General features: G+C 57.5%; 10 protein-coding genes and 1 tRNA gene. 8 read left to right on the top strand and 3 right to left on the bottom strand.

Features of this window, described 5'->3' with window-relative positions:
• Positions 1-35: 35 nt before the first annotated feature.
• Entirely contained in the window at positions 36-1,250 is a 1,215-nt protein-coding gene (locus tag RB602_RS02440; RefSeq protein WP_317082633.1) for an acetyl-CoA C-acetyltransferase, read from the bottom strand.
• A 394-nt stretch (positions 1,251-1,644) separates the two neighbouring features.
• Between RB602_RS02440 and RB602_RS02435 the strand changes: the two genes are divergently transcribed.
• On the top strand, positions 1,645-3,663 hold the full coding sequence (locus tag RB602_RS02435; RefSeq protein WP_317082631.1) for a S9 family peptidase: 2,019 nt from the start codon (positions 1,645-1,647) through the stop codon (positions 3,661-3,663).
• A gap of 34 nt (positions 3,664-3,697) precedes the next feature.
• Here RB602_RS02435 and RB602_RS02430 read toward each other — a convergent pair.
• Positions 3,698-3,771: transfer RNA gene (locus RB602_RS02430), tRNA-Cys, on the bottom strand.
• A gap of 242 nt (positions 3,772-4,013) precedes the next feature.
• Between RB602_RS02430 and RB602_RS02425 the strand changes: the two genes are divergently transcribed.
• From RB602_RS02425 to RB602_RS02395, 7 genes are all read left to right on the top strand, one after another.
• Positions 4,014-4,721, top strand: coding sequence for a protein-L-isoaspartate O-methyltransferase family protein (locus tag RB602_RS02425; protein ID WP_317082629.1), 708 nt, complete (start codon positions 4,014-4,016; stop codon positions 4,719-4,721).
• 13 nt (positions 4,722-4,734) lie between these two features.
• Positions 4,735-6,222, top strand: coding sequence for a TolC family outer membrane protein (locus RB602_RS02420; protein WP_406568387.1), 1,488 nt, complete (start codon positions 4,735-4,737; stop codon positions 6,220-6,222).
• A 97-nt stretch (positions 6,223-6,319) separates the two neighbouring features.
• Positions 6,320-6,739, top strand: a complete 420-nt coding sequence (locus tag RB602_RS02415; protein ID WP_317082627.1) for a DUF2497 domain-containing protein — start codon at positions 6,320-6,322, stop codon at positions 6,737-6,739.
• 58 nt (positions 6,740-6,797) lie between these two features.
• Positions 6,798-8,900: a S9 family peptidase gene (locus tag RB602_RS02410; protein ID WP_317082625.1), complete on the top strand. Its 2,103-nt coding sequence runs from the start codon at positions 6,798-6,800 to the stop codon at positions 8,898-8,900.
• On the top strand, positions 8,897-9,565 hold the full coding sequence (locus RB602_RS02405; RefSeq protein ID WP_317082623.1) for an enoyl-CoA hydratase/isomerase family protein: 669 nt from the start codon (positions 8,897-8,899) through the stop codon (positions 9,563-9,565). The genes RB602_RS02410 and RB602_RS02405 overlap by 4 nt, the downstream gene beginning before the upstream one ends.
• A gap of 39 nt (positions 9,566-9,604) precedes the next feature.
• Positions 9,605-12,475 (top strand): valine--tRNA ligase, encoded by a 2,871-nt coding sequence (locus RB602_RS02400; RefSeq protein WP_317082621.1) that lies wholly within the window; start codon positions 9,605-9,607, stop codon positions 12,473-12,475.
• A 5-nt stretch (positions 12,476-12,480) separates the two neighbouring features.
• Positions 12,481-13,218, top strand: a complete 738-nt coding sequence (locus RB602_RS02395) for a 7-carboxy-7-deazaguanine synthase QueE (protein ID WP_317082619.1) — start codon at positions 12,481-12,483, stop codon at positions 13,216-13,218.
• A gap of 105 nt (positions 13,219-13,323) precedes the next feature.
• On the opposite strand, the gene RB602_RS02390 is transcribed toward RB602_RS02395, so the two are convergent.
• A complete protein-coding gene (locus RB602_RS02390; protein ID WP_317082617.1) occupies positions 13,324-15,009 on the bottom strand; it encodes an ATP-binding protein in 1,686 nt (561 codons plus the stop codon).
• Between the last annotated feature and the right edge of the window lie 51 nt (positions 15,010-15,060).

The raw sequence follows: 15,060 nt of genomic DNA, 5'->3' as shown, positions 1-15,060 counted from the left end.
ATTTTCTAACCGTTCACGCAGAACGAAATAATGGCTTAGTTCACCCGCTCGATAATGGTGGCAATGCCCATTCCGGCGCCGATGCACAGCGTCGACAGCGCAACATTCTTGTCCGAGCGCTCCAGCTCATCGAGCACGGTGCCAAGGATCATCGCGCCGGTCGCACCAAGCGGGTGGCCCATAGCGATCGCGCCGCCATTCACATTGATCTCGCTATGATCGACATTCATCGCCTGCATGAAACGCAGGACGACGGCGGCAAACGCCTCATTCAATTCCCAGACATCAATATCGCTATTGGTCATGCCGGCACGCTCAATCGCTTTCTGCGCTGCAAATTCGGGGCCGGTGAGCATGATTGTCGGCTCTGAACCGATGGACGCCATGGAAACGATGCGCGCACGCGGTTTCAGGCCATGCTTTTTGCCCGCTTCCTCATTGCCGATCAGCACTGCTGCCGAACCATCCACAATACCCGAGCTGTTGCCAGCATGGTGCACATGGTTAACCTTCTCAACATCCGGGTGCTTCATAATCGCGATATCGTTAAAGCCCGGCATCTGCTCGCCGATGCCTTGGAAGCTTGGGTTGAGCGCGCCGAGCGACTGCATGTCGGTATCCGGACGCATCAGTTCGTCATGGTCGAGAATCACCTCGCCAATGACATCGCGCACCGGCAGGATCGACTTTTCAAAGCGCTTTTCTTCCCATGCCTTGGCGGCACGCTTCTGGCTTTCGACGGCATAGGCATCAACATCGTCACGGCTGAAGCCATATTTGGTCGCGATCAGATCGGCGGAAATGCCCTGTGGCACGAAATAATGGTCGAATGCGGATTGCGGATCGGTCGGCCATGCACCGCCGTCAGACCCCATGGGCACGCGGCTCATCGACTCGACACCGCCGCCAATGGTGAGATCGGCTTCGCCTGATTTGATCTTGGCCGCAGCGATATTCACGGCTTCCAGACCCGAACCACAGAAACGGTTGACCTGAATACCTGAAGTGGTCTCGGCATAGCCTGCGTCCATGACGGCGGTGCGGGTTATAACCGCGCCTTGCTCACCCACCGGAGAAACACAGCCAAATGCAACATCTTCAACCGCTTCGGGAGAAAGCTCATTGCGCTCGCGCACTGATGCCAGCGTTTGCGAGGCAAGGTTCAAGGCGGTAATTTCATGCAGGCTGCCATCGGCACGGCCCTTGCCACGCGGCGTGCGCACAGCATCGTATATAAAGGCTTCGGTCATGAGTCGGGGATCCTTTCGTCATTGGGGAAGGGCAATCGCGGAGGATTGCACCGAATTTACGCCATTCTTATCTTGATAGCACCTATAATCCATCGCCCGATAATGGGGTGTGGATGCGCTATTGCCGCTGCATTTACGCCAGTCCGGGGAGTGAAGGCAAGGCGTTTTAACCGCACGATTAAACCAGCATGAACCAAGGCGCATCCTGCCGTTACGGCACTAGCGGTTTCGCGCTAAACAGATACCGGAAAAACAGCGCAGTAATGGCAAAGAATCGGCCATGCCGACGACTCTGTTGTTGCCAATTACCCGGTTTTTTCGCAATTCAGCGTAATTCAACGCTGCCACTTTCGGAGTTGCCATGAGAAAAACCCTGTCCGTCCTGGTTTTGGCCATGAGCTTGAGCGGCAACGCCTATGCCGAAGATGCTCCGCGACTGTTTTCGGCAGAAGATGTTTTTGAACTTGAATGGGCAGACGACCCGCAAATATCGCCGGACGGTAAGCGGGTGTTGTATATACGCCGGTCCAACGACATCATGACCGACAGGACGCGGGCACATGTCTGGCTTTCCGACCTAGAAGGCCGCGTGCATGAGCCCTTACTGGCTGAACACGGGTCTTATTCATCCCCGCGCTGGTCACCCGATGGCTCCCGTATAGCCTATTTGCGGCGCGTTAAGGGAAGATCGGAGCTGTTTGTGCGCTATCTCGGCTCGGGCCGGGATGCGCTTCTGAACAGTTATGCGGAAAGGCCAACAAACCTGACCTGGTCACCGGACGGGAATGCGCTTGCCTTCTCCATGGCGGTCAAGAAAAAGGCGGACAAGCTCATCAAGGAGCCCAAAAAGCCCAAGGGCGCGGTTTGGTCCAAGCCAGCCAGGTTGATTGATCGTGCCCGCTATCGCACCAACGCTTCAGGCTTTCGCGATCTGGCTTATGACCATATCTTCATTCTCCCCGCAGAAGGCGGCACCGCGCGTCAGCTAACCTCCGGGGATTTTCATCATGATGGCCAGTTGTCTTTTTCCCCTGACGGGCAAGAGATCGTGTTCTCCGCAAATCGTAATCCCGAATGGGAGCTGCAAAGCCGTGAAGCGAATATCTTCTCGGTCAATATCGGCTCCGGCAAGCTGACCCAGCTTACTGACGCGCCGGGCGTCGAGGCGAGCCCGAGAATATCCCCTAATGGCCAATATATTGGCTATCTCCAAGCGAGCAACGCGCAAGAGCCCTTTGTCCCAAGCTCGGTCTTTGTGATGGACCGCAGCGGCGGCAGTCCAAAAGAGCTGACCACTGGATTGGATCGGCGCGTGAGCAATTTGCAATGGCTCTCCAACCGCGAAATGACATTTACCTATCAGAATCGCGGTGAGAACCTGATCGGCGCGGTCAGTCTGGGAGGCAAGCGTCGCGTTGCAGTGAAGGGCATTGGCGGCACAACCGTTGGCCGCCCCTATGTCAGCGGGGATTATGATGCCGGACCGGGTGGCGCTCTGGTTTACACCAAAGGCAGTGCCTATCGCCCGGCAGATATATACGCCTCCAGAAATGGACAGACAAGAAGGCTAACCAGCCTCAATGAAGACCTGCTGGCGCATCGCGATCTCGGCGAGCTCAGGGAATTCACTTTTGCCTCATCGCTCGATGGACGCGAGATTCAGGGATGGATGATCACACCGCCAGACTATCAGCCTGGCAAACGCTATCCGCTGATCATCGAAATCCATGGCGGGCCACATCTCGCCTATGGGCCGCATTTTTCCGCCGAATTGCAGCGCATGGCGGCAGCGGGCTATGTCGTGATCTATGACAATCATCGCGGCTCTATCGGCTATGGCAGCGAATTCGCCAATCTGCTCAAATATAAATACTCCAGCCCCGATGATTTTGCTGATCATATGTCGGCGGTGGATTGGGCCATAGACAATGGCTTTGCGGATCAGGACAATCTGTTTATCGCGGGCGGCTCGGCAGGTGGAATTGCCACTGCCTATGCTATCGGCCTGACCAATCGCTTCAATGCAGCAGTTGCGGCCAAGCCGGTGATCAACTGGGTGTCAAAAGTGCTTACAGCCGACAGCTATATCAGCCAGATCGCCAACCAGTTCCCCGGACCGCCATGGGAGCATCTGGATCATTATTGGCAGCGGTCGCCGCTGTCTCTGGTCGGTAATGTTGAAACGCCGACCATGTTGATTACCGGAGAGGTCGATTATCGCACCCCGATTTCGGAAACCGAGCAATTCTATCAGGCGCTGCAACTGCGCAAAGTGCCCAGCGTCATGGTGCGGATTCCTGGCGCCAATCACGGTATTGCAGGCCGTCCATCGCGGCTTAATGCCAAGACGGATTACACCCTGGCCTGGTTCGAAAAGTATCGAAAAGATGAAGACACAGCGCAACAGGAGTAGCAAGAGACTCGCTCGACGATTTGCACGCTGATGATGGAGGCCCGAGCCGGAATCGAACCGGCGTACACGGATTTGCAATCCGCTGCGTCACCACTCCGCCATCGGGCCGGACCGGATCAGCAAAAACCCGGATAAGTGAACAGGTCGCGGCAAATGTGCGCCTTTTGTCGGAAAGTCAAGCCGATTGGTACAAAATCCGTTGTCGTCCGCAACCAAATATTGCCATCGGCGTTCACGCACAATAACAGGCCTTACGCGCACTTATAGTATATGCAGCCAGCATCCTGACGCGTCCGGCTTGACTGTGTTATGAATTTAATACACCATTGCGAAAGGGCAGCGGGATTTGAATGTTTGAGAGTGGAACAGAAGTGATGACCGAGATTGAACAGGCCCCCGCCAATGTAGCGGATACGGAATTTCAGACCGCCCGCCGTGCCATGGTGAACAGCCAGCTGCGCCCCAATGACGTTAACGATCCGGTAATTATCGGAGCGATGGCGGTGACGCCGCGCGAGCATTTTGTTAGCGAAGAACGCCAGGCATCGGCCTATATCGACCGCGCGGTGCCGCTGGCCGATGACCGCGTCCTTAACCCGCCGCTAGCCACCGGTCGTATGCTGACACATGCCAATATTGTGTCGTCGGATACCGTGCTGATCATCGGTGCAGGCACCGGCTATATCGCCGCCTTGCTCGCCCCGATTGTGGAATCCGTCGTCGCACTGGAAGAATCCGACACGCTTTTCGCTCAGCTTTCGGAAAATGTCGGCGCGATTGACAATGTTTCCGTACAACGCGGTCCGCTGGAAAAAGGCTGCCCCAAATCGGCGCCCTATTCTCTGATCGTAATCGATGGAGCGGTAGAGACAATCCCCGCCCCGCTGGCCCGACAGCTTAGCGACGATGGTCGCCTGCTATGCGGTCAGAATGAAGCGGGCGTGACCCGTTTGGCGATTGGCCGCAAAGTTGGCGATTCGATCAGCCTTGCCCACTTTGCCGACAATGAAATTGCGCCGCTCAGTGCTTTTGCCCGTCCGGCTGAATATGTTTTCTGATTGGAATACCCCAATGCCGCAGTTCAGAGACAAAGCAGGCCGAATAAAGGCCATGCGCTGGTCGGCCCTTGCACCGATTCTGGCAGTAACAATGCTGGCCGCGACTCCGGCTCAGGCGGATACACTGCGCGAGGCGCTGGTTGCCGCTTATATGAATAACCCGACGCTGACAGGCGCACGTGCCGAGCAGCGCGCGACCGATGAGGGCGTGCCTATCGCTTTGGCTGATGGTCGGCCCAATTCGCGCGCAACCTCGATCTATCAAGAGAACTTTCTGGTCAACGCCAACGCCTTTGCCGCGCCCGCACGACAGTTGACGGCGCGCGTCGAGGTCAATGTTCCGGTCTATCGCGGCGGTCAGGTCCGCAATGCGATCAAGGCAGCAAAAGAACGGGTCGATGCCGGACAGGCGACGCTGCGTGGTACCGAATCCTCGATCTTCAGCCAGACCGTCGCCGCTTACATGGATGTCATTCGCGATGAGGCATTGGTCCGACTCAACCGCAACAATGTCGATGTGCTCGAGACCAACTTGCAGGCAACCTCAGACCGCTTTGAAATTGGCGATCTGACCCGCACTGATGTTGCCCAGTCTGAGGCGCGGCTCGAAACCGCGCGCAGCGATCTGGAAACCGCCATTTCCAATCTGATCCGCAGCAAGGAAGTGTATATCCAGCTGGTGGGCAGGCCACCGGAGAATTTGGCGCCGCCGCCTCCCTTGCCCGGCCTGCCGGAAGACCCCAACGCGGCGGTCGGCTATGCCTTGGAAAACAACCCGGATATCGAAGCGGCCAAGGAGCAGATTGAAGCAGCCGAGTATGATGTGAAATCTGCGCGCGGCACCCGCAAACCGCAACTCGACGCCTTTGCTTCGGGTGATTATGCCAACTTTCTGGGCTCGCTTGGCGGCAATATTCCTGGCGTCAACTTCATCCAGCAACAGTCTAATGCGCAGGTGGGGTTATCGCTGACGGTACCGATTTACCAGGGCGGGCGCCCGGGTGCACAGATTCGACAGGCACAGGCGCGCACGGGCGTCGCCATTGAACAGGAAATTGCGGTCGAACGCGATATTATCGCCCAGACCCGCGCCGCCTATGCCAGCTGGCAGGCCTCATTGCAGGTGATTGAGTCAGCGCAACGCGCGGTGGATGCCAATGCACTCTCGCTCGAAGGCGTGCGCGCGGAAAACAGTGTCGGCAATCGCACCATTCTCGATATCCTCAATGCCGAGCAGGAACTGGTCAACGCGCAGGCGCAATTGGTGGTCGCACGGCGCAATGCCTATGTTGCCGGTTTCACCTTGCTGGCCGCCATGGGTCGAGCAGAAGCGCGTGATCTAGGCCTAGATGGCGGGGTTCTTTATGACCCTGAAGTCAATTATGATCGCGTGCGCGGCAAATTGAACGACTTTGCCACCGACCCGGACCCAACGGCCGAGGCTACGCGCACCGATGAAACCCCGGCACAGACCGTCACCTATGGTCCAATAGACAAATAAGCATTTCATCCATTGACGAGCTATCGGCATGTGCGATGCCCTTGCACCACAAGGAACGCAGAGGCTATAGGCTGTGCTTGAAGCAAAAAGGTGATCCATGGCGCAGCAAGAACCCGAACCCAGTGTCGAGGATATATTGGCCTCCATCAAAAAGGTGATGGCCGAGGACGATGCTGCGCTGACCAAACCGAAACGCACTAAGAAGAAAGCGGCCAAGCCTCAAGGTGCCGAAGAGACTGTGCTCGAACTGACAGAAACCGTCGAAGAGCAGACCGACGAGCCCTTGGTCAATCCCGCTTCGGGGGAGGCGGTGCGTGAATCACTGGCGGCGCTTTCTACGCTTTCTGAACCCGGCAAGGCCCCGCAAATTGTGCGCTCGGGAGAGACTTCGATCGAAGGCATGGTGCGCGAATTGCTGCGCCCGATGTTGCAGCAATGGCTCGACGATAACCTGCCGACTATGGTCGAAGAGCTGGTGGCAAAGGAAATTGCCCGCATCACCGGCAAGCGCGGCTGACCCGGCACATACTAGATTCTCCTTTTTTTCATCAGCAGTTTTGCTAGCGTGCGGCGCTATGAAAAAGCTGCATCTCACCGCCGCCAGCGCGGCCATCGCCCTTTCTCTCACCGTCACCGCTCCGGCGCTTGCCGAGCCGCTTTCGCCGCAGGACCTTGCCACGCTGGATCGCGTGGGTGCGCCTACGGTCTATGAGGACGAACAGACCGTTGTATACAGCATTACGTCCACCGATCCGGACAGCTATGAGCGCCGCACGGGTCTCTATTACATCGCGCCTGTTTCAGGCTCCGGTACCTCCACCAAAGAGCCCAAGCCAGTCGCCGATCTGGATGATGCGAGTGAGCATAGTCCACAATTTGCCCGCAACCCGGATATGCGCGACGAACTCTTCCGCAAATATCTGTACTTTCTGAGCGACAAGAGCGGCAGCGAACAAATCTGGCGCATCACAAATCCTAGCGCCACCCCGCAGCAGGTCTCCGATCTTGCGCTGGATGTTTCCGGCTTTGCGGTCTCGCCCGATGGCACCAAGGTCGCGCTTTGGACCGATATTGCCCGCGGCAATCGGCCCGAGAACCCGCAGCCCGACAGCGCCGCCAAAGACACCGGCCGCGCCTATGATCAGCAATTTGTCCGCCACTGGTCGAGCTGGGAAGTCCCGGGCGAATATTCGCGCATCTTTGTCTATTCCATCGGCGAGGATGGCACGATCATCCCGGATAGCGGTGTCGATATTATGAAGGGCCTGAAAGGCGACAGCCCGACCAAGCCTTTTGGCGGTGGCGAGGAAATCGCTTGGTCGCCTGATAGCTCAACCATCGCTTTCACCATGCGCGTTGCCGACGCCGATGAGCCGGGATCAACCGATACCGATATCTATCTCGCCGCAGCCAATGGCAAGGGACCGACGGTCAATATCACCGCCGATAATGACGCCACTGATACGCTCCCGGCTTTCTCGCACGATGGCAATCGCATCGCCTATGCCGCCATGGCGCGCCCCGGCTATGAGAGCGACCGGCTAGTACTCACCGTGCTCGATATCGACAAGCAAACGCGCACCGCGCTTACCAAGAATTGGGACCGCTCGGTCGGCTCAATTGCATGGGAAGCAGACGGGGAAAACCTGGTTGTCACCGCGCAGGATGTGCTCGATCATCCGGCCTTTCGCGTCAATGCCGACAGCGGCGACGTGACGCGTGTTACTGGCAAGGGCAATGTGAGCAATGTCGTACCTGTAGATGGCGGCTATGTTTACACCATGAATTCGCTGCAAAGCCCGACCGATATCTATACGCAGCAAATCGGCGAGGAGCCCAGCAATATAACCAAGGCCAATGCCGAACGCTTGGCGAATATTGACCCTGTCAGTGTCCGCCGCTTCTCCTTCGCCGGAGCCAATGGCGACACGGTGCATGGGCAGATCATCAAGCCGGAGAGCCAAGAGGCCGAGCTGCCAATGCTGTTCCTCGTCCATGGCGGGCCGCAAGGTTCTTTTGGCGATAGCTGGTCGACCCGCTGGAACCCCAAGGTTATGGCAGCACAGGGCTATGCCGTGGTCACCATCGATTTCCATGGCTCATCGGGTTACGGGCAGGACTTTATGGATGCGATCAATCAGGACTGGGGCGGCAAACCGCTCACTGACCTGAAACTCGGCCTTGCCGCGCTGCCGGAGATCGACCCTCAAATCGACACCAAAAATGGCTGCGCGCTCGGTGCCAGCTATGGCGGCTATATGATGAACTGGATTTCCGGCCAGTGGAATGATGGTTTCAAATGCATCGTCAACCATGCCGGCCTGTTCGATATGCGCAGCTTCTATTATGCCACCGAGGAGCTTTGGTTCCCGCGCTGGGATTTTGGCGGCAGCTATGAGGAACAGCGCGACCTGTATGAGAAATGGAACCCCGCAAACCATGTCGCCAACTGGCAGACGCCGACACTGGTGATCCATGGCGAAAAGGATTTCCGCGTCCCATACGGTCAATCGCTCATGGCGTTCACCGTATTGCAGGAGAAGAAAATCCCGTCGCGTCTGCTGGTCTTTCCCGATGAGAATCACTGGATATTGAAAGGTGCCAATAGTGTGCGTTGGCATCAGGAAGTGTTCGACTGGGTTGATCGCTGGCTGAAACCGGAAGCGACAAGCGAATGAGCTACTTCCCGACCAGCAGCCATGGCGATACCGTCGTCGTCACCCTCAACAATCCGGACCGCAACACATTGCTGCCAGAACTGCTTGAGGAAGGCACAAAGGTGTTCGAGCAGCTCGTGAAAGACCCACCCAAAGGCGGCGTTGTACTCACCGGTGCAGGCGAGCATTTTACCTGCGGTATGAACACCAAAGTCGCGGCATCACTGGATGAAGCGGGCGTCAAACGCGCTGTCGCCGCGATCAACAGTTATTGCGCCGCACTGCACCGTCTGCCCTGTTCACTGGTCGCAGCGGTCAACGGCAATTGCATCGGTGCCGGTGGCATTATGGCGCTGGCCAGCGACTGGATCGTCGCCGCGAAAGGCGATTACAAGATCGGCCTGCCCGAGGCCAAGGCGGGCCTGCCCTTCCCGCCCGTACCGCAAATCATACTCGACTATTGGATGGACCCGGTCTGGCGCAGGCGGCTTGCGCTGTCTTCGGAACTCTTGGCCCCGGAACAGGCGATTCTGGCGGGGCTGGCGGATGAACTCTGCGATACCGCAAAGCTGATCGAAACAGCAGTCGCGCAGGCACAAACACTCAACGCCCAGCCCGGCTTCGCCGCATGCAAGCAACAGCTGCGCGCCCGCGCCAATGCCGAGATTGACGCGATTCTGGCTTAGGGTGTTGTTTCCCAACTAAACCAATGCCAAAGGCATGGCATGACACTCGACACGACATTTGACCCCGCTGCGATTGAGCAGCGTTGGTATGCCCATTGGGAAGAAACGGGCCAGTTCCGGCCAGCGCGCGATGATGCCGAACCGTTTACCATCGTCAATCCGCCACCCAATGTCACCGGTTCGCTGCATATTGGCCATGCGCTCGACAATACCTTGCAGGACATCATCATCCGGCATGAGCGATTGAAGGGCAAGGATGCGCTGTGGGTCGTCGGTACCGATCATGCCGGGATCGCGACACAGATGGTGGTCGAGCGCCAGCTTGCTGAAGAGCAGAAGAAGCGCACCGATTTCACCCGCGAGGAATTTGTCGACAAGGTGTGGGAATGGAAGGCCGAGAGCGGTGGCACCATTACTCGCCAGTTGCGGCGTCTCGGCTGCTCGATGGACTGGTCGAATGAGCGCTTCACCATGGATGAGGGCTTTACCCGCGCCGTCACCAAGGTGTTTGTCGATCTCTATAATCAGGGGCTAATATATCGCGACAAAAGACTGGTCAATTGGGACCCGAAGCTGAAAACCGCGATCAGCGATCTGGAAGTCGAGAATGTCGAGCAGAATGGCCATTTCTGGCATTTCCGCTATCCGCTGGCTGATGGTGCGACGACGGCGGATGGCAAAGACCATATTGTCGTCGCCACCACCCGGCCCGAAACCATGCTCGCCGATATGGCGGCGGCGGTGCATCCGTCGGACGAACGCTATGCCGCGCTGATCGAGAACGGGGCCAGGGTGGTGTTGCCAATCACCGGGCGCGTGATCCCGATTGTCGCCGATGAGCATGCCGATCCGGAACTGGGTTCAGGCGCGGTGAAGATCACGCCGGGGCATGACTTTAATGACTTTGAAGTCGGCAAACGTGCCGGGATCAAGCCCGCTGATATGCTCAATATGCTCGATGGCGATGCCAATGTGGTGAACACCGCCGATGGGCTGGTGCCCGAAGAGCTGATCGGCATGGACCGCTTTGATGCGCGCAAGGCGGTGGTGGCGATGCTGAAAGAACAGGGCCTGCTGATCCCGCATATCGCCAAGACCAAAAAAGGTGAGGAGATTGAGCAAGACGCCGAGCCGCGCAAAATCATGACGCCGCTGGGTGATCGCTCGAATGTGGTGATCGAGCCCTGGCTGACCGATCAGTGGTATGTTGATGCCGAGACTTTAGCGCAGCCCGCAATCAAGGCGGTGCGTGATGGCAGCATTGAGATTGTGCCCAAAAGCTGGGAGAAGACATATTTCAACTGGATGGAGAATATCCAGCCTTGGTGCATCTCGCGCCAGCTCTGGTGGGGCCATCGAATCCCGGTTTGGTATGGGCCTAACCCAGAAGACCGGGAGGCACGCTGGAAGATGGGGCATCTCCACCCAGATGAGGAAAGAGTATTCTTTGAGAATCCTCACGTTTTTGTTGCAGAAAGTGAAGACGAGGTCCGACAAGCAGCCGCGGAACTATATGGCATACCGGCAGATGAGATCGCTTTTGCCGACACCCTCAAAGAAGCTGTTGTATCTTCCATTACCCCTCTAAGCGGTGGTCCACTCACACTCTATCGCGATGAGGATGTTCTCGATACCTGGTTCTCGTCCGCCCTCTGGCCCTTCGCCACAATAGGTTGGCCCGAAGAAACCACCGACCTGAAACGCCATTACCCCAATGACCTGTTGATCTCCGGTTTTGATATCCTGTTCTTCTGGGATGCGCGGATGGCGATGCAGGGCATTCAATTTATGGGCGAGGTTCCCTGGCGGCGGCTCTATCTGCATGGGCTGGTGCGCGCCGCCGATGGCAGCAAAATGTCCAAGTCCAAGGGCAATACCGTCGATCCGCTCGGCCTGATCGAGCAATATGGCGCCGATGCGCTGCGCTTTTTCATGGCGGCGATGGAAAGCCAGGGCCGCGATATCAAAATGGATGAGAAGCGGGTCGAGGGTTATCGCAACTTCGCCACCAAGCTGTGGAATGCGGCGCGCTTCTGCCAAAGCAATGGCATTGCCGCCAGCACCAGTTTGGCCGCTCCGCAAGCGACCTTGCCGGTCAATCGCTGGATTATCGGCGAGGTGGTGGAAACGCTGCAAACGCTCGACAAGGCGCTTGCCGATCTGCGCTTCGATGCCGCGGCCAACACCATTTACCAATTCACCTGGAGCCGCTTTTGCGACTGGTATCTTGAGCTGATCAAGCCGCTGCTACAGGGCGAAGGCGGTGCAGATGCCGATGAGACCCGCGCGGTCGCGGGATGGGTGCTCGACCAGATTTTCGTGATGCTGCATCCGTTTATGCCGTTTATCACCGAAGAGCTGTGGCATGCCATGGCCTCGGACGATGCGCTACGCGGCTATGATCTGATCACCGCCAAATGGCCCAGCCCACGCGCCGCCATTGACGCGGACGCCAAGGGCGAGATTGACTGGATTATCGGCTTCACCACCGCCATGCGCAGTGCCAAGAATGAGCTGGGCATCGCGCCCGGTGCCAAGCTGGATTGCTGGTTCCCGACCAGCCTGGAACCGCGCGTCACTGCGCTGCAATCGACGCTGGAGCGTGTTGCGCGTATCGGCGCTGCACAATTTGGCGAGGCGCCTACGGGGGCTTCGATGCAGCTGGTGGTCGAAGGGGAAACCATCACCGTGCCGCTCGAAGGTGTGATTGATATTGAAGCCGAAAAATCGCGGCTTTCCAAAGCACTGGAAGCCGTCAGCAAAGAAGCAAAATCGCTCGAAGGCCGTCTGGGCAATGCCAATTTCGTCGAACGCGCCAAGCCCGAAGCGGTGGAAAAAGCGCGCGCGGACCATGCCGAAAAATCCGCCGAGGCGGAGCGGCTGACAGCAGCATTGGCGCGGCTCGGTTAACGGTTATGCCGCAGCTTACCCTTGCCACCACTGAGCCCGGCGAAGCGGAGATCTTCGCTTCGATTCAAGGCGAGGGGCCGAGCATGGGCAAGCCGGTCGCCTTTGTCCGCCTTTCACGCTGCAACCTCGCCTGCACATGGTGCGACACCGCCTATACTTGGCATTTTGACGACGATGACAGGCCTCATCGGGATGGCAAAACCTTTGACCGCAAGGCCAATCAGGTGACAATGGATGTCGCCGCTGTGGCCGAGCAAATTTCCGCCCTTGGCATGAACCGGCTGGTGGTCACCGGCGGCGAACCGCTTCTACAGGCACCGGCGCTGGCCGAATTGCTCGAAGCGCTTGATCTGATGACGGTGGAGATAGAGACCAACGGCACCACCCCGGTACCGCCGCGGCTCGATATCCGTATTGACCAGTTCAATGTCAGCCCCAAGCTGACGCATAGCGGCAACCCGGCAGAGCTGGCGCTGGTGGATGAGCAACTCAGCTTTTATGCAACCGACAAGCGCGCGTTCTTCAAATTTGTGATTGCCGAGCCTGGCGATCTGGACGAAGTGCTGGCACTACAAGAACAATACAATATCCCGAAAGAGCGCATCTATCTGATGCCCGAAGGCACAGACAGCGTCACTCTGCATGTGCGCGGCGAATGGCTCGCGCCGCTAGCCATCAAGCATGGTTTTTCGTTTAGCGACAGGCAGCATATTCACCTATTTGGTGATACAAGAGGCACTTGAGCAACGAGCCACTATCCGTTCGTCTCGAGCGAAGTCGAGAGACAGCTATCGTTGCGCGAAGCGTCTCGACTTCGCTCGACGCGAACGGTGAGACAGGTCGGTGTTCTAACGCCCCTGATTGCGCCAGCGGCCGATTACGCGTTCCAGAATCTCTTCTTCCTGGCCGGTCTGGTTCCACAATTCGCTGAAGCTGGGGTCATCCGAGGCAGGGCGGCGTTCTTCTTCCAGATTGTCGAAGGATACGCGGATCGGAATCGCCACACCCTCGCCGCAAATAATACATTCGCGGTTGCGCAGCGCCGGGATGGAATCGAGAAAACCGCGCGCACCCTCGGGCATGGCGGCCTTCACATAGCCTTGGTCGCGCTCATTGTTTAGGCGCATCGAAATGATGGTGCCGCATTGTGACAGCACCCCCTCGGCTAGGTCAGACGGGCGCTGGGTAATCAGGCCGAGCGAGACGCCATATTTACGGCCTTCCTTGGCGATACGCGACAGCACATCACGCACCACGCTCTTCTCGACATCGCTGGCCGGAATATAGCGGTGCGCCTCTTCACAGACCAGCAGCACGGGACGCTGCGGCTCATTGCGGCTCCAGATCGCATAATCGAACACCAGCCGTGACAGCACGGCAACGACTGTCGAGGTTATGTCGGACGGAACACCCGACACATCGATAATCGAAATCGGTTTATTCTCGCTCGGCAGGCGGAAAATCTTGGAGATAAAGCTCGCCATGGTGTCGCCCACCAACATGCCGGAGAACATGAAGGCATAGCGCGGATCGGCCTTGATCTCCTCAATCTTGCCTTTGAGGCGCATATAAGGCGCTGTGCTGTGCGACTTGTCGAGCTTGCCCATGGCGTCCTGAATATTCGCAAGCAGATCGGACAGCATATAAGGGACGGGGGAATCCACCGTCAGCTTGCTGATCGACTCGGCAATACGGTTCTTGGCGCGCGCGGCGAGCAGGGCACGGGCAAGAATATCGCTGTCGGTCTGCCGGTCCTGCCCTTCAGAGGTGACGAACACCTCGCAATGCTCTTCAAAATTCATCAACCAATAGGGCATCGCCAGATTGCTGACATCGTAAAGCGCGCCATTGGTAGAAAAGGCGGCGGAATACTCGCCATGCGGGTCGATCATCACAATATGACCCTCGGGCGCCAGATCGCAGATGCGGTGCAAAATCAGCGCCGCCGAGGTGGATTTACCGGTACCGGTTGACCCCAGAAGCGCGAAATGCTTGCCCAGCATGGCATCGACATAGAGCGCGCCGCGGGTATCGTTGGTCGGGTAGACGGTGCCAATCTCGATATTGGCGCGGCCATCCGAGGCATAGACCTGTTTCAGGTCATGGCTGGTGGCGGCATAGATTTTCGTGCCTGGAACCGGATAGCGCGTTACGCCGCGACGAAAATTATAGATTTTACCGGTCAGCTTTTCCTCATCGCCTTCACCGAGAAAGTCGATCTGGGCGACGATAAGTCCAGCCTCACGCTGGTGCATGCGCTGAGTGCGAACACTGGCGAGCAACCAACGATTGCCAAGACGGATTTTTACCTGACTGCCGACCTGACCCGCCATGGAGATACTCGGGTCAGGATCATCAGTCAGAGCTTCCAGCCGCGAAGAATCGATCAGAACCTGACTGCCCGAGCCGTTAATCTCGATGACCTCGCCAATGACCAGTTCCTCAATGGCGCGCGATTGTCTCAGCTCTCTGGGAAGGTCCCGCGGTGACGCGGGCTGGAATTTCCCAAAACTATGTTGCCCCATATCGGCCATAAATCATCCTGTGTCATAGACTATCAGGCAGACGGGTTTAGCGGCATATGG

The organism is Parasphingorhabdus sp. SCSIO 66989 (genome assembly GCF_032852305.1).
GTDB classification, from domain to species: Bacteria; Pseudomonadota; Alphaproteobacteria; order Sphingomonadales; family Sphingomonadaceae; genus Alterisphingorhabdus; species Alterisphingorhabdus coralli.
The sequence above is the reverse complement of the archived record's forward strand: the minus strand, read 5'-3'. Positions and strand labels throughout refer to the sequence as shown.